Annotated in this window: 19 protein-coding genes; 12 read left to right on the top strand and 7 right to left on the bottom strand. The window is 57.8% G+C overall.

Features of this window, described 5'->3' with window-relative positions:
* Positions 1-200: 200 nt before the first annotated feature.
* From H6A25_RS07700 to H6A25_RS07690, 3 genes are read right to left on the bottom strand one after another with little or no spacing between them, the layout of a single operon-like run.
* Complete coding sequence (locus H6A25_RS07700; RefSeq protein ID WP_204751388.1) at positions 201-1511, bottom strand: amidohydrolase; 1311 nt, start codon at positions 1509-1511, stop codon at positions 201-203.
* A gap of 19 nt (positions 1512-1530) precedes the next feature.
* Positions 1531-2328 carry an NYN domain-containing protein gene (locus H6A25_RS07695; RefSeq protein ID WP_204751387.1) on the bottom strand — a complete coding sequence of 266 codons (798 nt, stop codon included), beginning with the start codon at positions 2326-2328 and terminating at the stop codon, positions 1531-1533.
* A 16-nt stretch (positions 2329-2344) separates the two neighbouring features.
* Positions 2345-3346, bottom strand: a complete 1002-nt coding sequence (locus tag H6A25_RS07690; protein WP_204751386.1) for a GntR family transcriptional regulator — start codon at positions 3344-3346, stop codon at positions 2345-2347.
* A gap of 301 nt (positions 3347-3647) precedes the next feature.
* On the opposite strand from H6A25_RS07690, the gene hutH reads away from it, so the two are divergent.
* The 6 genes from hutH (at position 3648) to H6A25_RS07660 (ending at position 11068) form a co-directional block, all read left to right on the top strand.
* Positions 3648-5171 carry a histidine ammonia-lyase gene (hutH, locus tag H6A25_RS07685; protein WP_204751385.1) on the top strand — a complete coding sequence of 508 codons (1524 nt, stop codon included), beginning with the start codon at positions 3648-3650 and terminating at the stop codon, positions 5169-5171.
* A 12-nt stretch (positions 5172-5183) separates the two neighbouring features.
* Entirely contained in the window at positions 5184-7205 is a 2022-nt protein-coding gene (locus H6A25_RS07680; protein ID WP_204751384.1) for a urocanate hydratase, read from the top strand.
* A gap of 92 nt (positions 7206-7297) precedes the next feature.
* On the top strand, positions 7298-8194 hold the full coding sequence (gene ftcD / locus H6A25_RS07675; RefSeq protein ID WP_207750837.1) for a glutamate formimidoyltransferase: 897 nt from the start codon (positions 7298-7300) through the stop codon (positions 8192-8194).
* Between the two features lie 12 nt (positions 8195-8206).
* Positions 8207-9454 (top strand): imidazolonepropionase, encoded by a 1248-nt coding sequence (gene hutI / locus H6A25_RS07670; protein ID WP_204751383.1) that lies wholly within the window; start codon positions 8207-8209, stop codon positions 9452-9454.
* Positions 9455-9460: 6 nt separating this feature from the next.
* Positions 9461-10087 (top strand): cyclodeaminase/cyclohydrolase family protein, encoded by a 627-nt coding sequence (locus tag H6A25_RS07665; protein WP_204751382.1) that lies wholly within the window; start codon positions 9461-9463, stop codon positions 10085-10087.
* Positions 10088-10348: 261 nt separating this feature from the next.
* On the top strand, positions 10349-11068 hold the full coding sequence (locus tag H6A25_RS07660) for a tRNA threonylcarbamoyladenosine dehydratase (protein ID WP_204751381.1): 720 nt from the start codon (positions 10349-10351) through the stop codon (positions 11066-11068).
* 40 nt (positions 11069-11108) lie between these two features.
* On the opposite strand, the gene H6A25_RS07655 is transcribed toward H6A25_RS07660, so the two are convergent.
* From H6A25_RS07655 to H6A25_RS07645, 3 genes are read right to left on the bottom strand one after another with little or no spacing between them, the layout of a single operon-like run.
* Positions 11109-13196 (bottom strand): DUF6449 domain-containing protein, encoded by a 2088-nt coding sequence (locus H6A25_RS07655; protein WP_204751380.1) that lies wholly within the window; start codon positions 13194-13196, stop codon positions 11109-11111.
* Complete coding sequence (locus tag H6A25_RS07650) at positions 13171-14070, bottom strand: ABC transporter ATP-binding protein (protein ID WP_204751379.1); 900 nt, start codon at positions 14068-14070, stop codon at positions 13171-13173. Before H6A25_RS07650 ends, H6A25_RS07655 begins: the two co-directional genes overlap by 26 nt.
* Positions 14067-14453: a GntR family transcriptional regulator gene (locus H6A25_RS07645; protein WP_204751378.1), complete on the bottom strand. Its 387-nt coding sequence runs from the start codon at positions 14451-14453 to the stop codon at positions 14067-14069. The genes H6A25_RS07650 and H6A25_RS07645 overlap by 4 nt, the downstream gene beginning before the upstream one ends.
* Positions 14454-14634: 181 nt before the next feature.
* Between H6A25_RS07645 and pepD the strand changes: the two genes are divergently transcribed.
* The 3 genes from pepD to H6A25_RS07630 all read left to right on the top strand — a co-directional run bounded on the left by pepD (position 14635) and on the right by H6A25_RS07630 (position 18098).
* Positions 14635-16089: a beta-Ala-His dipeptidase gene (gene pepD / locus H6A25_RS07640; protein WP_204751377.1), complete on the top strand. Its 1455-nt coding sequence runs from the start codon at positions 14635-14637 to the stop codon at positions 16087-16089.
* Between the two features lie 161 nt (positions 16090-16250).
* Entirely contained in the window at positions 16251-17750 is a 1500-nt protein-coding gene (gene cls, locus H6A25_RS07635) for a cardiolipin synthase (RefSeq protein ID WP_243423283.1), read from the top strand.
* Between the two features lie 33 nt (positions 17751-17783).
* Positions 17784-18098 (top strand): hypothetical protein, encoded by a 315-nt coding sequence (locus tag H6A25_RS07630; protein WP_204751376.1) that lies wholly within the window; start codon positions 17784-17786, stop codon positions 18096-18098.
* 68 nt (positions 18099-18166) lie between these two features.
* On the opposite strand, the gene H6A25_RS07625 is transcribed toward H6A25_RS07630, so the two are convergent.
* Positions 18167-19357 carry an amidohydrolase gene (locus H6A25_RS07625; RefSeq protein ID WP_204751375.1) on the bottom strand — a complete coding sequence of 397 codons (1191 nt, stop codon included), beginning with the start codon at positions 19355-19357 and terminating at the stop codon, positions 18167-18169.
* Positions 19358-19583: 226 nt separating this feature from the next.
* On the opposite strand from H6A25_RS07625, the gene H6A25_RS07620 reads away from it, so the two are divergent.
* The 3 genes from H6A25_RS07620 (at position 19584) to H6A25_RS07610 (ending at position 22452) form a co-directional block, all read left to right on the top strand.
* Entirely contained in the window at positions 19584-20141 is a 558-nt protein-coding gene (locus H6A25_RS07620; protein ID WP_204751374.1) for an MBL fold metallo-hydrolase, read from the top strand.
* A gap of 161 nt (positions 20142-20302) precedes the next feature.
* Entirely contained in the window at positions 20303-21118 is an 816-nt protein-coding gene (locus H6A25_RS07615; RefSeq protein ID WP_204751373.1) for an alpha/beta hydrolase family protein, read from the top strand.
* Positions 21119-21135: 17 nt separating this feature from the next.
* A complete protein-coding gene (locus H6A25_RS07610) occupies positions 21136-22452 on the top strand; it encodes an aminopeptidase C (RefSeq protein WP_204751372.1) in 1317 nt (438 codons plus the stop codon).
* The last annotated feature ends 3 nt before the right edge of the window (positions 22453-22455 follow it).

Here is a 22455-nt window from a genome sequence, read left to right as displayed (position 1 = left end):
GGGGGATTGAGCGTGTCGAAAAAGTGGCCAAAGGCCACTTTTTCGAGTTTTTGCAAGGGGCTGCATGCACGCCTGCGGCGCACACTTGTCCCTTGATCGGTGCAAAAAGCCGCGCACAGGTCGCAGCTTTTTGCAAATTCATAGGGATAGGGCAAAATCCTTTTTCCCTATGCAGGTTTTTCAACAGTCTGGAATATTTTTCATTCTGTCCGTCCGGCCAGGCGCAAAGCGCAGCTGGCAAAGATCTTGGCGCTGAACACCAGCACATCTTCTCCAAAATCAAACCACTCGTTGTGGGCCGAGCCCCAGCGGCGGGTGCCCAGGAACATATGCATGGCCTTGCCCCCATGTTCCTGCACGGTACGCATCATATAGGTGAAGTCCTCCGATCCACCCAGATCCTGGCGAAGGGTATCCGGCTCCATCCCCAGGCTGTCCCGCACCACCTGCTCCACCACCTGGCGCAGGCTCTCGTCGGACTGGGCGCTGGCTGCACCACCCATCTTGGTCACTTCATAGGTGCAGCCATACATCCTGGCCGCCCCTTCGATGCTGTCCATGGCATGGCGGTAGATGTCCTGGGCGATTTCGCTGGTGGATCCCCGGGTCTCGGCTTTCAGGGTGGCCTGGGCGGGGATCACATTCCGCCCGGTGCCCGCCGTCAGCAGGCCCACATTGCACCGGCCCATGCCCCGGCCGTCCTGCACCTGAGTCTGCATTCCCAGGGTGGCCAGCGCCGCCGCCAACAGGGCGTTGCGGCCCTTTTCCGGCGATCCGCCGGCGTGGGAAGCCTCTCCTTTGAAGGTCACATCGAATTTGTCGGTGGCCAGATAACCGCCGGTGTTGGTGCACACCTGCAAGGAACCGTCCGAGGTCTCGGCGATGTGTCCCCCCAGCACAAAGTCCACATCGTCCAGAATGCCCGACTTGCACACCGAAAGGGCTCCCCGCACCCCTTCTTCCGCCGGCTGGAAAATCACCTTCACCTTGCCCTGCAGCTGCTGGCGGATACGGTAAAGGGACAGGGCGGTGATCAGTCCGATGACCGCATGGCCGTCGTGGCCGCAGGCGTGCATGGCCCCTGGGTTGCAGGAGGCAAAGCCCTCTTTCTGAGGACGATGGGCATCGGTGCGGTTTTCTTCCACATCGTTGCTGTCAATGTCCATGCGGATGGCCACCACCGGCCCTTCCCGGCCGGTGTCGATCACGGCGCACAGGCCGGTATAGCCCTCCGTGCGCTGCACATAAGAGGGGTCGGCCCCCTGCTCCACCGCCCGCTCCATGGCGGCCTTGATCACCCTTTCTTCCGGATAGCCCATGGCATATTCCGGGCAGACCACCTGCTTGCCCATGAGCACAGGGACCCCTGCTTCTTCCAGCGTCTTGGCCAGAAAAGCAGTGGTGCGGAACTCTGTCCAGGCCGGTTCCGGGTACCGGTGCAGATCCCGGCGCCATTCCACCGCCTTCCGGGCATATTCCTCACAGATTCCATTGAGTGCCTTGTAATCCATTTTTCTTTCTCTCCTTTGCTCATTTCCCCCGCCGGTTCCGGTTGCCCGGGCGGGTGCGCACATAGATCTTCTTGGTGTTTCTGTCCATGGGGCTGGGTACTTCCCGCACCTCGAAGGCATCCAAAGCCTTGACAAAGGCAGTCAGCTTCCGGTGGCCGTAGTTACGCACATCGAACTCAGGGAAACGCTTGATCAGGGTGTCTCCCACAATGCTCAGAGGCACCCACTGATCGTCGTCCTCACTGCTGTCGTCGATGATGGTGCGCACTGCCCGGCGGATCTCCCGCAGAGAAGTGCGGGCGGCATTCTGGCCCCCTGCGGCGGAATCATTTTCCATGACCTCTTTCCGCTCAGGGCACTCGGGAGCCTCCGGTTCAGGATTTTGCAGAACTTCCAGGTATTTGAATTTATTACAGGCCGCGATAAAAGGGGAGGGGGTTTTCCTCTCTCCCATGCCCACCACGATCTTTCCCGCTTCCCGCAGACGGGAAGCCAGGCGGGTAAAATCGCTGTCGCTGGAGGCGAGACAGAACCCCTCCACATTGCCGGCATAGAGAATATCCATGGCGTCGATGATCATGGCGGAGTCGGTGGCATTTTTGCCGGTGGTGTAGCTGTATTGCTGGATGGGCGTCACGGAATTTTCCAGCAGCACATCCTTCCACCTCTGCATATTGGCACTGGTCCAGTCCCCATAGATCCGCTTGTAGGTAATGACCCCTTCGTTGGAAAGTTCCTCTAAAATGCCTTTGATATATTTGGCCGACACATTCTCCCCGTCGATGAGCAGGGCGAAGCGCTTGTCTTCCTTTTCCATCCTTTTCTCCTTTTTTTCACAGTGTCTCCGGCAGGTGGTATTTTTCCTCCATCAGAGCGCCCACCTGTTCCTCCAGGTGGATCAGGCTTCCCCGTTCGATGAGATAGTCAAAGGGAATCACCCGTCCTCCCTGCTGCCGGTACCGGTCCAATGCATCTCCGGCCGCCTGCTTGTCAAAGAGCAGGGAGTCGGGAGAAACCACAATGGCTCCATACCGGCCCATAAAACCGATGGTGCTTTGCAGGTCTGTTTCAAAATTCACCGGGTAACTTTTTTCTTCCTCCCGGAAATAGCACAGCTGCTCGGTGATGAGATTGGCAAACTTATTGCTGGAACAAATGATGCCGATGGGCGTCTCCCTGGGCAGAGTGGTGATGCTGACAATGGTATACCGGGAAGGGGCCATGGCCACTTTCAGAAGTTTTTTCCCGAAACCGGCCAGGCTCTGGGCGATCTGGTCGTAGTGGGTCTCGGTGGTGACCACCAGATCGAAATCGGCCAGAAGGGCCCGGGGATCGTCGTCCAAAATGATGCTGTCCACCATAAAGAGGGACAGGGATACGCCCGGCAGATACAAAAGCTGCTTTTTGAAAATGGCCAGGCTCTCCGGGTTGCAGTCGATGACGGCCAGGCGAAGGGTCTTTTCCCCAGGGCTGGCCTTATCCAGCACGATGCGCATCATATTCAGGCTTTCCTCCGGCGAAAAGCCCCACAGGTCCAGCCGGTCGGCGGTTTCCTCCAGAAGGGCCATGGCCAGCTTCCGCTTCTCCCCTTCCGCCCCCTGGCGGTGGGAATGGACATAGGTGCCGCTGCCCTGGATGACTTCCACCAGGTTGTTGTCGGCCAGTTCCCGATAGGCCTTTTTCACCGTGCCCCGGGCCACCCCCAACTGGGCCGCCAGCTCCCGCTCGGTGGGCAGACGGTCCCCCGGGCGCAGCTTCCCCTCTTTGATGTCCTGCAAAATCTGCTGGGCCACCTGCTGATAAATGGGTTTATTTGGATCCAGATGGAAGGTCATAGCTCCTCCTTCCGGGGAAATTGGTTCATCCGCTCTGTTGTTTTACCAGATTGAACCGCTGGCGCAGCCTGCTCCCCGGCAAATTGGTCTACTCAAAAGAATACCATATCTTTGGGGAAATTGCTAGTTTTTTTCTCGCTTTTCAGTGAGAATGCACCAATCCTTCCGGGAGTCATTGACTTTGTGTTTTGTTTTTTATACAATGACCATGTACCTTTATGTTTTTTAGTGTACCATTTTGCCAAACATCGTCTTTTTGCGATCATTTTTCATCCCTACGGAGAGAAAGGAAGGAACAGATATGGCTCTTATGATCGACGGCAACCATCTGACCATCGAAGATGTGATTCAGGTGGCCCGCCATGGAGAAAAGGTGGAACTGACCGAGGAGGCCAAGGCCAAAGTCAACAAGGCCCGGGCTTATGTGGACCAGAAGCTGGAGGACGGCGCTGTGATTTACGGCCTGACCACTGGTTTCGGCAAATTCAGCGATGTGCTCATCTCCGCCGACGAAACCAAGGAGCTGCAGCGCAATCTGATCATTAGCCACAGCTGCGCCATGGGTGAACCCCTCAGCGAGGAGATCAGCCGGGCGGTGATGCTGCTGCGGTGCAATGCGCTGAGCAAGGGCAACTCCGGTATCCGCCTGAGCACCATCCAGACCATGATCGATATGCTTAACCGCGGCGTTCATCCGGTCATCCCCCAGAAGGGCTCCCTGGGCGCCAGCGGCGACCTGGCTCCCCTGAGCCACATGGTGCTGGTGATGCTGGGCGAAGGCGAAGCCTGGTACCAGGGCGAAAGAATGCCCGGCGCCGAAGCCATGAAAAAGGCCGGCATCCCGGTGGTGGAACTGGCCGCCAAGGAAGGCCTGGCCCTGATCAACGGCACCCAGATCATGACAGCCATCGGCTGCTTTGTGGTGGACGGCGCCGTCAAACTGATGAAAACCGCCGACATCTGCGCCGCCCTCACCGGCGAAGCGCTCCTGGCCATCAAAAAGGCCTATGATCCCAAAGTCCACGCCGTGCGGGGCCACCAGGGCCAGATCGACTGCGCCGCCAATATGCTCCGCCTGCTGGAAGGCAGCGGTCTTGCCGCCGATGTGCAGCCGGGCAAGGTGCAGGACGCCTATTCCCTCCGCTGCGTGCCTCAGGTGCACGGCGCCTGCCGGGACAGCATCCGCTATGCCTATGATGTGATCTCTCGGGAGATCAACGCCGTCACCGACAACCCTCTGATCTTCCCCGATGAGGACGATGTGATCTCCGGCGGCAACTTCCACGGCGAGCCGGTGGGCCTGGCCATGGACTTTATCGCCATCGCCATTTCCGAGCTGGCCGACATCTCCGAGCGCCGCACCGAGCGCCTGGTCAATCCCCAGCTGTCCGGCCTGCCCGCCTTCCTCATCGAGCACGGCGGCGTCAACTCCGGCCTGATGATCACCCAGTATGCCGCCGCCTCCATGGTGTCGGAAAACAAGGTGCTGGCCCATCCCGCCTGCGTGGACAGCATCCCCTCTTCGGCCAACCAGGAGGACCATGTGTCCATGGGCACCACCGCCGCCCGCAAGGCCCTGTCCATTCTGGACAACAGCCAGAAGGTGCTGGGCATCGAACTGTTTGCCGCATCCCAGGCCATGACCTTCCGGGACGAAAGCAAGCTGGGCAAGGCCATGAGCGCCGTTTACAAGCACATCCGCAAGAGCGTTCCCGCCTGGGAGCACGACCAGATTTCCTATATTGAAATGAACAAATTTGACAAGATGGTCAAGTCCGCCGAGCTGAATGAGCTGGTGGAAGAAACCATCGGCGCACTGAAATAAGGAGGAACACCCATGCTGAGCAACAAAGAGATCGGCCAGGCCATGCAGATCAAGCTGGATGCCACCTTGCCGGAATATCCCTCTTTTGTAGAGGGCATCCGCCGGGCCCCCGACCGGGGCTACCGCCTCACCGAGGCCCAGACCAAGCTGGCCCTGATGAACGCGCTGCGTTATGTGCCCGAAGAGCTGCACGAAACACTGGCTCCCGAATTTCTGGAGGAGCTGAAGACCCGGGGCCGCATCTATGCCTACCGCTATCGTCCCGAAGGCCGCCTTTATGGCAAGCCCATCGACGAATACAAGGGCAACTGCATCGAGGGCAAGGCCTTCCAGGTGATGATCGACAACAACCTGGATTTCGAAGTGGCCCTCTATCCCTATGAGCTGGTAACCTATGGCGAAACCGGCAGCGTCTGCCAGAACTGGCTCCAGTACCGGCTGATCAAAAAATACCTGGAAGAGCTGCGGGACGACCAGACCCTGGTCATCGAATCGGGCCATCCGGTGGGCCTGTTCCCCTCCAAGAAGGATGCTCCCCGGGTCATCCTCACCAACGCTCTGATGGTGGGTATGTTCGACAACATCGACGATTGGGAGATCGCCGAAGAGATGGGCGTGGCCAACTACGGCCAGATGACCGCCGGCGGCTGGATGTACATCGGGCCCCAGGGCATCGTCCACGGCACCTTCAACACCATCCTCAACGCCGGACGGAAATTCCTGGGCATCCCCGCTGAGGGCAACCTGGCCGGTAGGCTCTTTGTGTCCTCCGGCCTGGGCGGCATGAGCGGCGCTCAGCCCAAGGCGGCCGAGATCGCCGGAGCCGTAGGCGTTTTTGCCGAAGTGGACGAAAGCCGCATCAAGACCCGCCACGATCAGGGCTGGGTCAGCCTGGTCAGCGACAACCTGGACCAGGTGTTCCAGTGGGCCAAGGAGTATATGGAGAAGAAAGAGCCTATCTCCATCGCCTACCACGGCAACATCGTGGATCTGCTGGAGTACTGCCTGGCAAAGGACATCCACATCGACCTGCTTTCCGACCAGACCTCCTGCCACAACGCCTATGACGGCGGCTACTGCCCGGTGGGCATTACCTTTGAGGAGCGCACCCATATGCTCCACAACGACCGGGAGAACTTCCACAAGATGATCGACGCCACTCTGCGCCGTCATTTTGACGCCATCAAGGCTCTGGTAGCCAAAGGTACCTATTTCTTCGATTACGGCAACTCCTTCATGAAGGCCGTCTATGACAGCGGCGTCAAGGAGATCTCCAAAAACGGCATCGACGAAAAAGACGGCTTCATCTTCCCCTCCTATGTGGAAGACATCATGGGCCCCCTGCTCTTTGACTTTGGCTATGGTCCCTTCCGCTGGGTGTGCCTCAGCGGCAAGCCGGAAGATCTGGACGCCACCGACCAGGCGGCCATGGACTGCATCGATCCCGACCGCCGGTATCAGGACCGTGACAACTGGGTATGGGTGCGGGATGCCAAGAAGAACAAGCTGGTGGTTGGCACCCAGGCCCGTATCCTGTACCAGGATGCCGAGGGCCGTGTAAAGATCGCCCTGCGCTTTAACGAGATGGTGCGGGAAGGCAAGATCGGCCCTGTAATGATGGGCCGGGATCACCACGATGTGTCCGGCACCGACTCCCCCTTCCGTGAGACCTCCAACATCAAGGACGGCAGCAATGTGATGGCCGATATGGCGGTGCAGTGCTTCGCCGGCAACGCAGCCCGTGGCATGAGCCTGTGCGCCCTGCACAACGGCGGCGGCGTGGGCATCGGCAAAGCCATCAACGGCGGCTTCGGCCTGGTGCTGGACGGCAGCGAGCGTGTGGACGAGATCATCCGCTCTTCCCTGATGTGGGATGTAATGGGCGGCGTGGCCCGCCGCAGCTGGGCCAGAAACGAAAACTCTGTGTCCACCAGCGTGGAGTACAACAAAAACTACGCCGGAAAGGGCCATATCACCCTGCCCTATGTGGCCGATGAAGCCCTTGTGGAGCGGGTCATCAAAGAAAGCAAATAATCATCTTTCCCTGGTTTGGGGCGGAAACTTTCCGCCCCAAACCCCGGTCTGCCACCATTTCAGAGACATATAGAAAAAGGAGAACAATCACCATGGCTAAAATTTTGGAATGCGTCCCCAATATCAGCGAAGGCCGCCGCACCGAAGTGATCGAAGCAGTTGTGGATGTGGTGCGCAACACCCCCGGCGTAGCCCTGCTGGACTATTCCTCCGACCCCAGCCATAACCGTACCGTCATCACCTTCCTGGGCGAGCCCTCCGCCGTGGCCCAGTGCGCCATCGACCTTGCCGGCAAAGCAGTGGAGCTGATCGACCTGACCAAGCACGAAGGCGAACATCCCCGCATGGGCGCTGTGGATGTCATCCCCTTCATTCCCATCAAGGATGTGACAAAGGAAGAAGCCATCGCCATCAGCAAGGAAGTGGGCCAGAAGATCTCCGACAGTTTCGGTCTGCCGGTGTTCCTCTATGAGGATTCCGCCAGCGCTCCCCACCGTGTCAACCTGGCCAAGATCCGCAAGGGCCAGTTCGAAGGCATGGCGGAAAAGGTGCAGCAGGAAGAGTGGGAGCCCGATTTCGGCGGCCGTAAGATCCATCCCACCGCAGGCGTGGTGGCCGTGGGCGCCCGGATGCCTCTGGTGGCCTTCAACATCAACCTGAGCACTTCCGATGTAAGCATCGCCAGCAAGATCGGCAAGATCATCCGCCGCAGCTCCGGCGGCTTTGACTGCGTCAAGGCCCTGGGCGTCATGCTGGAGGACCGGAACATCGCCCAGGTCTCCATCAACATGACCGACTTCAACCGCACCCCTCTCTATCGCGTGCTGGAGCTGGTCAAGGCCGAGGCCGCCCGTTGGGGCGTCCATGTGGTGGGCACCGAGATCATCGGTCTGACCCCCATGAAAGCCCTCATCGATTCCGCCGAATACTATATGCAGATCGAGGACTTCGACTTTTCCAAGCAGGTGCTGGAAAACCACATCCTCTAAGGGTGATTTTCTATGGAAAAAACACTGGTACAGAATATTGGCCTTTTGTGCACGCCCCAGGGCTCCTCTGTCCATGCCGGTGAAATGCAGGGGCAGATGGAGAAGATCCCAGAGGCTTGCGTGCTGATGGAAGACGGCATCATCACCTATGCCGGAAGCCAGGCCGATTTCCCCATGGAAAAGGCCCAGGGGGCGCAGGTGATCGATGCCGGAGGAAACCTGGTCACTCCCGGCCTGATCGACGCCCACACCCATCTGGTCTTTGGGGGCTGGCGGCAGCATGAGATCCCGCTCAAGCTGGCGGGGACCGGATATCTGGATATCCTGCGCATGGGCGGCGGCATCCTGAGCACGGTGCGCCACACCAGAGAGGCCAGCGAGGAAGAGCTTCTCCGGCGTTCTGAGGGTTTTCTGAATGAAATGCTCTCCATGGGCGTCACCTCCTGCGAGATCAAAAGCGGCTACGGCCTGGACCTGGAAAACGAGCTGAAACAGCTGCGGGTGATCAAAAAGCTCCAGGAGACCCATCCCATGGACATCGACGCCACCTTCCTGGGCGCCCATGCCGTGCCGGAGGAATACAAAGAAGATCCCGACGGTTATGTGGATCTGCTGACAGAAAAAATCCTTCCTGCCGTGGCAGAAGAAAAGCTGGCCCGGTGCTGCGATGTGTTCTGCGAGACCGGGGCCTTTGATGTGCCCCAGTCCCGGAAGGTACTCATGGCCGGCAAGGCCCTGGGCCTTGTGCCCCGCATCCATGCCGACGAGATCGACGCCATCGGCGGCGCTGAGCTGAGCGCCGAAGTAGGCGCCCTCTCCGCTGAGCACCTGATCGCCTCCAACGAAGAGGGAATGCAGGCCATGGCCAAGGGCGGGGTCATCGCCGATCTGCTCCCCGCCACCTCCTTCTATCTGGACAAAACCTTTGCGCCGGCCCGGCGCATGGTGGAGCTGGGTATCCCGGTGGTCATCGCCTCGGACTTCAACCCCGGCTCCTGCCCCTCTCTCAACCTGCCCTTTGCCATGAATCTGGGGCTGCTGCGCTACAAGCTGAAGCCGGAAGAGGTTTTGTGCGCCGTCACTCTCAACGCCGCCTGTTCGGTGGGAATGGGTGACAAAGTGGGCACCGTGGAAGCGGGCAAGCAGGGGGACCTGGTGATCTGGGACGCCCCCGATCTGGATATGATCCTCTACCGGTTCGGCTCCAATCTGTGCCGCACCGTCATCAAAAAGGGCCGGGTGGCCCACGAGAAAGGATAACGCCTTATGAAACTGGCTGAACTGACCATCAAGGATTTTGTGGATGTGCTGGGTTCCGATGCTCCCGCCCCTGGCGGCGGCAGTGTCAGCGCCCTGTGCGGAGCCAACGGGGCGGCGCTGTGCGCCATGGTGTGCCGCCTGACCCAGGGCAAAAAGAAATACGCCGAATTTGACGGGCTGATGGCCGAGATCATTCCCCAGGCCCAGACTCTGTATGAAAAGCTGATCCTGTCCATCGACAAGGACACCGATGCTTTCAACCTGGTTTCCGCCGCCTTCAAGATGCCCAAGGAAACCCCGGAGGAAAAAGCCGCCCGGAGCCAGAAGATCGCCGAGGGCATGGTGGAATCCACCAAGGTTCCCTTTGAAACCATGGAGCTGTGCCTTCAGGTTCTGCACCTGGTGGACAGGATGGAAGGCAAATTCAACCAGAACGCCGCCAGCGATCTGGGCGTGGCCGCCCTCAACCTGGGCTGCGCCATGAAGGGAGCCTGGCTGAATGTGTGCATCAACCTGGGCTCTTTGAAGGACGCCGCCATGGCGGAGGATTACAAGACCCGGGGCCAGAAGATGGTGGAAGAAGGAGAAGCACTCTCCCAAAAGATCTATCAGACCATCCTCCAGTCCCTGTAAGCTAAACAACAGAAAAAGCGCCCTTCGGGGCGCTTTTTTATTTGTAATTATTCTTTTACCAGCAGGGCCATGCGAACCAGGGTCTGGCTGCCTGTGAGAAAAAGACCTTTCCCTTTGCAAGTTTTCCGGAATGCCTCTATGGCACCCGATGGCTGAATGGATATCTGCCGGGCGGAGAGCTGAAATCTGCGGGATAAACCTTGCCTTTTTCCTTCAAAATGGGGTATCATAAAAAGAAAAACACCCGGGAGGACTTTTGCTATGACCGATCTTCCCTTTTCCCGCCAGATCCTTCTGCTGGGAGAGGAATCCCAGAAAAAACTGGAACAATCCGCCGTTTTGCTCTTTGGCGTAGGAGGCGTAGGCTCTTATGTGGCCGAGGCCCTGGCCCGGGCCGGAGTGGGGCGCATCACCCTCACAGACCCGGACGAAGTGGCACTGAGCAACTGCAACCGTCAGCTGGCGGCTCTCCACAGCACCCTGGGCCAGAAAAAGGCGGAGGTGATGGCCCGCCGTATCCAGGACATCAATCCTCTGTGCCAGGCGGAACCCCTGTGCCTGTTTTATGGCCCGGAGACCCGGGAGCAGATCCGGCTGCAGGAATACGACTATGTGGTGGACGCCATCGACACCGTAAGCTCCAAGCTGCTTCTGGCCGAGGAGTCCCAGCGGGCCGGAGTGCCCCTCATCGCCTCCATGGGCACAGGGAACAAGCTGGATCCTTCCCGCTTCCGCATCGGAGATATCAGCCAGACTTCGGTATGCCCTCTGGCCCGGGTGATGCGTAGAGAACTGAAAGCCCGGGGCATCTCCCATCTGGAGGTGCTCTGGTCCGATGAAAAGCCCCTGACCCCCCTCTCCGGCGGTGAGGCCCCTCCCCCGGGCCGCCGCCAGACCCCCGGCAGCCTGTCCTTTGTGCCCTCGGTGGCCGGGCTGATGATTGCCGGCCATGTGATCCTTCGTTTGGCTAGGGTAAAATGAGCAAAAACGCAGGCAAATGCCTGCGTTTTTGCTTTTTCCTTTATTTTGCGGTGCTGAGAGGAAACTCTCCTGCGGGGAACACGCAATCCACGCTATAACCCATGTTTTCATCCAGAACGAACCGGGCCCGCACGGCATCCGCTTCAAAATAAGGATTCCGGTCTGCCAGCTCACTGAGGACCGCCTTTTCCAGCATCCGGGCGATCCGTTCTTTGTCGGTGATATAAATATCGCCGCCGTCGCTGACCTGGACATCGGCCATGGCCACGCCCTCTTCCAGCTCCAGAGTATGGGCGCCTTCCTTATCCCAACTCCACAGCCATACGCCCTGGATCTCATCCAGTTCCAGCAGGGCCCCCGGCTGATAGATTCCATACTCTTCCATAAGCGCCAGAGTCTTTTCCATGGAGGGATACACCGGCATCTGGGTGACCATGTGGCTGTAATTGCCTTCTTTGCCGTAATTGGGATCGTTTCCCCATTCCAGCATGGCCACCGGCGCCTGATGCTTCAGCTGCTCCACGGTGAGATTCAAAGTCTCTTCCCGCAGGGTTTCGGCCAACGCAGCCGCCTGCTCCTGCTGCCGCACAAAGCCGGTATAATCTCCTTCACCCTGCCAGCAGCCTACGCTTTGCAGCTCACTGTCCTTCAGCTGGAAGATGGGATAATAATTTTCTTTGTACTCCCGGCTGTCATAAAGGACGGCCCATTGTTCCAAAAACGCCTCCCGGGAAGGGGCAAAGTAGCTGCGGTAGACCTTCCGGCCGCTGTTCATCTGATAACAGACCCAGATTCGGGCTCCATCCCAGCCGCTTTCCTCCGAGGCCGGTTCGATGGAGGAAGCGCACAGCTCCAAAGCGGCCTTGATGTTCTCCGGCTGGCGATAGGTCTGCCGGTACAAAGTGTCCAGCTGGGTTTCATCCACACTCAGCACATAGTCCTCATTCTCATTGCTCATCAGGCTCACGGCCTTCACCTGATCCGCCGTGGGCAGAAACTTGTCGTAGCCAAACAGATCCATATGGCAGGCAGTATACAGGGCAGCAAAGCATACCCCGCAGATTCCCAGACCCTTGATGTGGCAGAAGATCTTTTTGAAGTCCAGGTTGTAGACCACCTCCAGCACACAGTGGGAGATGATCCCGCCGCAGAAAAAGCCGAAGATCTGCCAGCCCAGGCCCACACCGATCACACGGAAGAGCACGCCTCCGGCCAGGGTGCACAGAATCACGGCCATGTATTTGAGCACGGCGGCCGGACGGGAAAACGCCACGGCTTTTCCCGCGCTCTCCGATGGGCGGCGGGTATAGAGGAACATTCCCACTCCTCCCAGCACCAGCGCCCACACAAGCCAATAGACTACCATTCCCGCCCGGATGGAATCGTTATAGGAAAAAGACATGGTAAAGTAGCTCCACAGAGGGGAGAGCCACTGTCCCAGGCGGCTAACGATCTCATCGGGCAGGTACCAGTGGTCAAACAGCAGCTGGCCATAAACAATGGTCAGCCCCAGGGCCGCCGGGAACAAGGCCAGCAAAAACCCGGTGCAAAGCAAACCGGTGGCTGTGGTGCCCGCCAGCTGGTGGGCTGCAATGGAAAGGGCATAAACCGCCAGGAAAAACACCAGGTGCAGCACCATGGTGCCCAGCACCTGCACACCGCTGAGCGCCTGACCGAAGCCGGAACAGAAGATAATGCCCAGGGACAGCGCCAGATTCAGCAGATAGGCGAACAGGAACCCAAACAGTCCCGCCAGGAAACTCGTCAGAAAGAGCCAGGGACGGCGGATGGGCAGGCTGTGGTAAAAATCCACCTGCTTTTTCTTATGCATATAGTGAAAGCTGACGGCGGCCAGAAGCACAGCCATGGCCACGGTGGCCAGGGTGACAAACACATTGTGCCGCCCCACGATGGTGCTCAGCATGGAATAGATGGACTCCATGGCCTGGGGATCCACCTGCCGCCGCTCCATCCCCTGCTGCACCCCCATGATGGTGGGTACTGTGAGCATGAAGAAAAAGGCCAGGGTACACAGGCTGATGGCCCACAGACTGCGGCGCATTTTTTCCTTTGTCAGCATCCCCAGCAGCCTGGATTCTTCTTTAGAACAGAAGCTTTTTGATGTCATAGCCCTGCACCTCCGTTTCGCTGATAAAGATCTCCTCCAAAGACAGAGGGAGCACTTCGTAAAACACCGGCCCCATGGACCGGACTTTCTCTTCCAGCTCCTCCCGGGACGAGCGGGCCGTAATGGTAAAAAGACTTCCCCGCTTGTCAAAGCTCATCACTTCCAGAGGGGCAAAATCCCCCCGCTCCACCGGCTCCTGGAAGACGCACTGGAGCTTGTGGATTCCCAGTTTCATATCCTCCAGATCCCGGCTGAACAAAATGCCGCCCCGGTGCAGAAGCCCTACATGATCACAGATATCCTCCAGCTCCCGCAGGTTGTGGGAAGCGATCACCGGGGTCATGTTCCGCTCGGCCACCTCTCCGGCCAGAAGGCTCTTGACCGCCTGCCGGGCCACCGGATCCAGTCCGTCAAAGGTCTCGTCGCACAGAAGATAATCCGCCCCGGAACAAATGCCGCAGATCACAGACACCTGCTTTTTCATGCCTTTGGAAAAGGTGTTGATCTTCCGCTCCATCTGAAGATCAAAGCCCTTCATCAAAGTCTGAAACCGGCCCTTGTCAAAGCCCGGATAGATGCTGGCGTAAAAATCCCGCAATTCACGGGGAGTGGCGTTGGAATAAAAATACTGTTCATCGGAAATATAGAAGATCCGCCCCTTTACCTGGGGATTTTCATAGATCTCCATACCATCGGCCATCAGACTGCCGCTGTCCGGCCGGAGGATCCCCGCTGTCATGCGCAGAAAGGTGGATTTTCCAGCGCCGTTGGAGCCGATCAGCCCAAACACGCTGCCTTCCCGGATGACGGCCGTCACAGCATCCATCGCCAGGATGTTGCCGAAACGCTTGGTTACATCGGTGGCTGTTATCATGCCTTGTTCCCTCCTTCTTCGGTCTCCAGCAGGCTGTGCAGCCAGTGTTCCATTTTCTCTTTTCCTGCGCCCAAAGCCAGGGCCTGGCGCAGCAGCTTCTCCATCTCCTGCAAAATCTGTTCCATTTTTTCCTCCCGCAGCCGCTTGGGATCGGCCGCCACAAAATTTCCCTTGCCCTTTACCGAGTAGATCACCCCGGTCTTTTCCAGCTGGGAATAGGCCCGCTGGATGGTGTTGGGGTTGATGGAAAGCTCCACCGCCAGCTGCCGCACCGATGGCAGCTGACTGTCCGGCTCCAGCACCCCCCGCACCGCCAGATCTTCTATGCTGCTGACGATCTGCTCATAGATGGGGCGCCGGTCTTTATAGTCTATGGTGATCAATCCGTACCCTCCTTTCCCAAGGTGTGTTATCTGTATTATGTGTGTTAGTACAGTTGATATTTTATGAGAACTTCTCCCTTTTGTCAAGAGGGGAAAGCGTGGACAAGAAAGGGTTTTTTTTATATAATGGAAAAAAGGGCCTGTCCCTTGGGTTTTCACACAAAATAGAGGAGGAAGTACCATGGAATATCTGCTGGAAGGCCGGGAGCCCAAAATGGCGCTCCGGTATTTTGAAGAGATCAGCCGCATCCCCCGCGGGTCGGGAAATGAGGAGGCCATCAGCCAGTATCTGCTGGACTTTGCCAAGGAACAGGGGCTGGATGCCTGGCGGGATGAGCACTTCAATGTGTGCATCACAAAACCCGGCTCCCAGGGCTGCGAAAACCTGCCTCCCCTGATGCTTCAGGGCCACACCGACATGGTGTGCGAAAAGAACCGGGATGTGGAACATGACTTTCTGAAAGACCCCATCCAGCTGGTGGTGGAAGGCAATATCCTGCGGGCCAAAGGCACCACCCTGGGAGCCGACAACGGCGTGGCCGTTGCCTGGATGATGTCCATTCTGCAGGACCGCACCCTGGTGCATCCTCCTTTGGAATGTGTCTTCACCGCTTCGGAAGAAGTGGGGCTCATCGGCGCTCACAACCTGGATTACAGCCGTCTCCATGCCCGCCGGCTCATCAATCTGGACTGCGGCCCGGAAGGTGTGTTCTGCTGCGGCAGCGCCGGCGGCCAGGTCACCGACTTCACCCTGCCCCTGACCATGGAAGAAGGAAATGGAGCGCTGCTCCATCTGGCCATCCGCGGCCTGTCCGGCGGCCATTCCGGCGGACTGATCCACATGGGTCTGGGCAACGCCAATGTGCTTATGGGCCGCCTGTTCCGCCGTCTGATGGATGAAATGGACTGCCGGGTTCAGTCCTGCCAGGGCGGCGACAAGGACAACGCCATTCCCCGTGAATGCGACGCTTCTTTGCTTGTGCCCCAGGACAAGCTGGATGGGGCCCAGGCTCTGGTCAAACAAACCGAAGAAGAGATCCGCTCTCAGCTGATGCCCCAGGACAAGGATTTCCGGGTGGAGATCACGGCAGAACCGGCCGGAACATATCAGGCCGCTTCCCTCCAGCAGAGCCGTCAAATGATGCGCCTGATGGTGATGCTGCCCTGCGGTCCTCAGCTGCGGGATCTGACCATGAATGACCGGGTGGTGGCTTCGGAGAATTTTGCCAGCGTGCACACCGGAGAAAATGAATGCAAGTGCATCGTCTCCATGCGCAGCAGCAACGACGCCTACCGTCAGGATATGGCTGCCCGTCTGGACATTCTGGGCCAGCTTCTGGGGGCGTCGGTGCGCCATCACGACGACTACGAGTCCTGGGAAATCGAGAAAAACTCCCCCATCCGCCAGACCGTGCTGGACTGCTACAAGGCCCTGACAGGAAAAGAGGGAAAAGTGGTGGCCACCCACGGTGGACTGGAATGCGGCATTTTCCAGAAAAGAATGCCCGGCGTGGACATGGTGACCATGAGCTGCAACAGCGAAGGCGCCCATTCCCCCGAAGAGCATATGGAGCTGGATTCCTTTGCCCGCACCTATGACCTGCTCAAGGCGGTTCTCCAGAAACTCTGCCAGTAAAAAACCCCCGGGGGAGGGAGAATTTACAATCTATTGCTTTTTCCCCTCCCCCGGTGTGTTATGATACATTCGACTTTTTTCGAGAAAAAGCGTCAGGCCGCCAAAGGAGGTGGGGCGTTATCTTAAAAAACCTGCTGAAAAAGCTGCTGAAGCTGCTCACCATGCGGGTAACCCTGGTGGGCGTGTCCATTCTGGTCCAGGCGGTATTTCTGGCCACGGTTCTTCTGTCTTTCGGCAGCTATTTCGTCTATTTTTACGCCCTGTCCCTGGTCATCAGTCTGATCGTGGTGCTCATTATCGTCAACGGCCAGAGCAACCCGGCGTACAAAATCGCCTGGATCGTGCCCATTTTGCTTTTCCCGGTGTTCGGCGGACTGTTTTACCTGCTGCTGGGCGGCAATCACATGGGCCGGTGGAGCCGGCAGAAGATGCAGTCGGTGCAGCGGCAGATGGCCAACAGCCTGCGAAACAACGATCCGCTGATCCAGCGGGTCAAGACCCGGGCTCCCTCCGCCGCCGGACTGATGCGCTATGTGCAGAAATACGCCTACTGTCCTCCGTGTGAAAACACCCACACCAAGTACTTCGCCCTGGGCGAACTGGCCTTTGAAAATATGAAGGCTCAGCTGCGCAAGGCCCAGCACTATATCTTCCTGGAGTATTTCATCGTGGAAGACGGAAAAATGTGGGGCGAAATCCTGGAGATCCTGCGGCAAAAGGCGGCGCAGGGGGTGGATGTGCGCATGATCTATGACGATCTGGGCTGTGTGATGACCCTGCCTTACCGGTACGATCTGACTCTGGAGCAGATGGGCATCCGCTGCTGCGTGTTCAATCCCTTTCTGCCGGTGCTCAATTCCCATTTCAACCATCGGGATCACCGGAAAATCCTGGTAGTAGACGGCCATACCGCCTTTACCGGCGGCATCAACCTGGCGGACGAGTACATCAATGCCCGGAAAAAGTACGGCCACTGGAAGGACAACGCCATTCTGATCCAGGGCCCCGGCGCCTGGAATCTGACGGTGATCTTTCTTTCCATGTGGAATTACCTGCGGGGCAGCAAAGAGGATATCATGTCCTTTTTCCCCACTTTCCCCGAAGTCCACTCCGGCGGCATCGTCCAGCCCTTTGCCGACAACCCCCTGGACGGGGAGCCGGTATCGGAGACCGTCTATCTCCACCTGATCAACAGCGCCAACCGGTATCTTTATATCAACACCCCCTATCTGATCATCGGCAACGAAACGGTCACCGCCCTGACAGCGGCGGCCAAACGAGGGGTGGATGTGCGCATCATTACCCCTCACATCCCGGACAAATGGTATGTCCACGCCGTCACCCGGGCCAACTACACTGCATTGCTTGAGGCCGGAGTGCGGATCTATGAATACACCCCTGGTTTCAACCACGCCAAAACCATTGTGGTGGACGACCGGTGGTGTGTGGTAGGCACCATCAATATGGACTACCGCAGTTTGTACCTCCACTTTGAATGCGGTGTACTGCTTTATGGCACCGACACAGTGGAAGATGTGCGGGACGATTTCATCAAAACTCTGCGCCGGTGCCAGATCATCTCTTTGGCCGACTGCCGCCGGGCGCCCTGGTATATCAAGACGGGCCGGGCTCTGCTGCGGATGTTCGCCCCGCTGATGTGATAATTTTACCTTGCTGACCAAGGAGGAACGGTTATGAAAAAGAAAACCAAATTTGCTTTGTTTGCCGCCGCTTCCGCAGGCCTGGCTCTGGCGGGAGCCAAGCTCTGGCAGATGATCCGCTTTCAGAATGACGAACTGAACGAAATGATCCGTCAGGAACCGGGCCACTCTGCCCCTCCCATGGAAGAGCCCGATCCGGAGGACTATGTGATCCCTGTTCACCCTGCCGCCGGAGCGGTACAGCCCTCGGAGGATCTGGACGAGGATGACTTTGTCCACCCTGAAGACGAGGAAGAGGAAGACGAGGTCTTGTCCGAAGAGGAAGACGACGAAAACGAACCTCTGTAAAAAAAGACGGCCCCCGCTTCATGGAAATCTTTCCATGAAGCGGGGGCCTTTTTCTGTTTTCCGGGGATTTACGCCTGTTTCTTTGCTTCTTCCCGGGCCTTTTTCTGCTGGGCAAATTCCTCATCCACCTGGCTGCGGAACTCTTCATCGGACAGGATGCGGCTTGCGGCCCGGGCCATCGCCAGAGCGGCCTTCATCATCTGCTCATAGGCATAGGGGGTATTGGATGCCTTCTCAAACTCCGGTGTATGGGTGGCCACACCTTTGGGAGCAATTTTGAAATAGGTGTGCACTGCCGGCATTTTCAGCGTCACATTGCCGATATCCGAAGAACCGTAACGCCCCATCAGCGGCGCCCGTTCCACCTCTTCTCCCAGCTCTTCCAGGGTCTTCTGGATCTCCCGCTCGATGTGGTCATTGGGATACCGCTCGGCATACCCCGGCTCCAGCACATACTCAGCCCGGGCGCCGGTAAGCTGCTCCACACCCCGGATCACCCGGCGCAGATGCTCCATCACCACTTCCCCTTCCGCCTGGGTGCGCACCCGGACGCTGAACTGGGCATGGGCATAGTCGGGGATCACATTGCAGGCCTTGCCACCATCCAGAATAACGCCGTTGATATTGGCGTCGGTGGGCAGCAGCGGCCGCAGATTGTCAATGGCGTTGAAAAGCAGGATCAGGGCATTCAGCGCGTTGATTCCCTTTTCCGGGCGGGCGGAGTGACAGACTTTGCCGTGGAAAGCGATGTCGAACTTCACTGTGGCCCGTCCGCCCCGGCCCACCAGGTTCTCGGCGGCAGGGTGCATCATGATGGCATAGCCCACATCGTCAAAGGCCCCATTTTCCAGCATGATGACCTTGCCGCCGCCCCCTTCTTCCGCTGGGGTACCCATGACCACCACTTCTCCGTTCACATCCCCGGCCAGGCGGCGCAGCAGGATACCGGCCCCCACTGCCGCCCCGGCGATCAGGTTGTGGCCGCAGGCATGACCCAGGCCGGGAAGGCCGTCATACTCCGCCAGAAAGGCCACCCGGGGACCCTGGCCGTTGCCCAAGGGGAACCGGGCCTTGAAGGCGGTTTCAACGCCTCCTGTCCCCTTTTCCACCGCAAAACCCTCTTTTTCCAACAGATCGGCACACAGGCTCTGGGCCTTGTGCTCCTCAAATCCCAACTCCGGATTCTGATGGATGGTGCGGCTCATCTCCCAAAGCGCATCTTCCAGTTCCTTTGCGGTCTGTGTCCATTTTTCTTCCATTGCACCTTCATCCTTTCTCTTGCTGGTCCATGGTGTCTGACCTCTTGTCTCTATCATGCACCAAGCGGCCGCATTTTGCAAGAGGTCTTTCTATCCTTTTGTTTCATCGAAAAAAAAATAAATACAATCCATTTTATTGAGAAAACAATTCGAAGTTTGTCGATGTATATGCTATCCTGGCATCGGTTTTATATGCTATATTGAGCTTTTATTCAAAGGAGGAACCATGATGAAAGTCACTGTTTTGGTGGACAACGACACCCTGGTGGGGGTCAATTTCCAGGGGGAACCGGCCCTGAGTTTTTATGTGGAAGAGGACGGCAAAAAAATTCTCTTCGACACCGGCTTCAGCGACCTGTTTCTGAATCTCACCTTCCTGGGGCAGATCCCCCGGGTGCTGGAGTTCGAAAACACCCACTCCAAGGTGGTCACCAAATTGGATGGGGACTGGGAAGAGGACAAGCTGCTGGACGACACCTCCCTGGTCTTTGACGGCGAAGAGGGCCTTGTGATCCTCTCCGGCTGTGCCCACGCCGGCATCTGCAACACAGTGGAGGCCGCCAAGGCCATCACCGGAAAAAGCAACATCCAGGATATTGTGGGCGGCTTCCATCTGCTCCATCCCACCGAAGAGCGAATGGACAAAACGGTGAACTATCTCTCCCAGCTGGGTCTTTCCCATATCACCCCCTGCCACTGCACCGATTTTCCCTCCCGCTGCCGCATCCATCAGGTGGTGCCGGTGCGTCCCATCGGCAGCGTCAGCGTGCTGGAATGCCGCTGATCGCTGAAAAAACAGTTCTTTCTTGTCAATGTGTCTAAAAATTTCACGATGTTTTTCGCCAGTTTCTACGATTTTGTACAGACTTTATTGACAGCCTCTATTCATCATGCTAGGATTATCATATAACATTATAAGATGAATTTTGCAAAAGGGGGATTGCCATGGACATTTTGACTGCCATCCAGCAGACTCCTGGAATACTCCAGGTCAAAGAAGAAGAGTGCCCGCCGGAATATGGAGAGCACATCCTTCTGTTTTCCCTTTGCTATCAAAGCGGGGACTGCCGTGTGATGGGCTATCTGGCCCTTCCGGAAAAGATGGATGGAGCTTTGCCGGCCGTCCTGTTCAACCGGGGCGGCAACCGGGAGTTCGGCATCTTGCATCCCCGGATGCTGTGCCGTCTGGCCCAGCGGGGCTATGTGGCCCTGGGCAGCCAGTACCGGGGCAACTGCGGCGGCACCGGCCAGGAGGAGTTCGGCGGCGCCGATGTGGAGGATGTGATCACCCTCACCGACATTGCCCTGGCTCTCCCCTTTACCCGTCACGAAGGCATCTATATGCTGGGGCACTCCCGGGGCGGCATGATGACCTATCTGTGCTGTGCCCGGGACAAGCGCATCCGGGCGGCCGCCATCGGCGCCGGTCTGGCCGACTGCTTTGCCATGTACCGCACCCGGGAAGACAGCATGAAGCAGGTCTTTCACGAGCTGGTGGGCGGCTCTCCCGAAGAAAAGCCGGAGGCCTTCCAGGACCGCTCGGCGGTATGCTGGCCGGAAAAGATCATCCCGCCCATTCTCATCTGCCAGGGCACCGATGACTGGCGGGTGGTTCCCCAGCAGGCCTACGACATGGACGCTGCCTTGTCCAGAGCCAACAAAGTCCACAAGCTGATCGTCTATCCCGGCGCCGATCATTCCCTGAAAGGCACCAGCTACATTGACGATGTCATCGCCTGGTTTCAATCCTATCCGCTGTGATAAAGGAGGAGATATCCTTGGAAAACTGCATCACAAAAGACTTTTTGGATCGCTGCCGCGCCGCCTGGGAGTCCGATGAAAGCGGCCACCAGTCCGCCAGGGCCATCACCAAAAATGGTCCCCTTCTGGGGGTGATGGATGTGGATGTGCCCCGCCGCCTGCCCTTTGCCTTCTCGGTGGATGTGTGGGACGAAGGCGTCACCGACCAGGGAGAAAGCCTGCGCTGCTGGGCTTTTGCTTCCCTCAATGTGGTGCGCCAGAGCATTTCGGAAAACCTGAACCTTGCAGAAAAGAACTTTGAGCTTTCCCAGAACTTCACCTATTTCTATGATCAGCTGGAAAAGAGCGCCAAGTTCCTTGAAAATGTGTGCCGGAATTTTGACAAGCCTCTGCGCAGCCCGGTGATGCTCCAGATGCTCCGGCGGCCCATTATGGACAACGGCCAATGGTTCGTCTTTGCACCCTTGGCAAAAAAATACGGCGTTGTGCCCAAGTTCGTCATGCCGGACACCCAGTGCTCCCTGGACACCAAGTATGTCACCCGCATTCTCAGCGACAAACTGCGCTATGCTGCCCACGCTCTGCGTCAGGCCCACGAGCAAGGGGCCGGAGATGAAACCATCCAGTCCATCAAGGAACGGGAACTGGCCGGAGTCTACGGCATCCTCTGCCGCTTCCTGGGTCAGCCCCCTGCTGCATTTGACTTCCCCTACAAAACAAAGAACGGCCAGTTCAAGACACTGAAAAACATCACCCCCCTGGAATTTTTCGCTCTGGCGCAGATGGATGTGGAAGAATACATGACCATCATCCACCACCCGGTTCCCCACTGCCCCTATGGCAAGACCTACACCGGAAACCAGGACGGAACCGACGACATGAGCAAAATGCTGAACCTGGATATGGATACCATCAAAAAGCTGGTGATCGCCCAGCTGCAAGGCGGCCAGCAGGTGGTGATGGGGTGCGATGTGGCCAAGCAGTCCCACAAGCCCTCTGGTTATATGCATCCTCAGCTCTATGATTATGAAAAAGCCTTCGGCACTCCCATGATGCTGAACAAAACCCACCGCATCCTCTACAAGGGCACTTCGGGCACTCATGTGATGACCTTCAGCGGCGTCAGCCTGGATGAAAACCAAAAGCCCCTGCGGTGGAAGGTGCACAACAGCTATGGCGACAGCATGGGCATTCACGGCCACTATGTGATGGACGACAGCTGGTTTGATGAGTATGTGCTCAGCGTGGTCATCCGCAAAAAGTATGCTCCGGAAGAAATCCTCCGGGCCTACGAACAGAAACCGGAGATCATGGCTCCCGGTGAGCTTTATTGATCG

The sequence above is a fragment of the Intestinimonas butyriciproducens genome, assembly GCF_016901775.1.
Classification (GTDB): domain Bacteria; phylum Bacillota; class Clostridia; order Oscillospirales; family Butyricicoccaceae; genus Pseudobutyricicoccus.
This window is presented reverse-complemented; position numbering and strand designations above follow the sequence as displayed.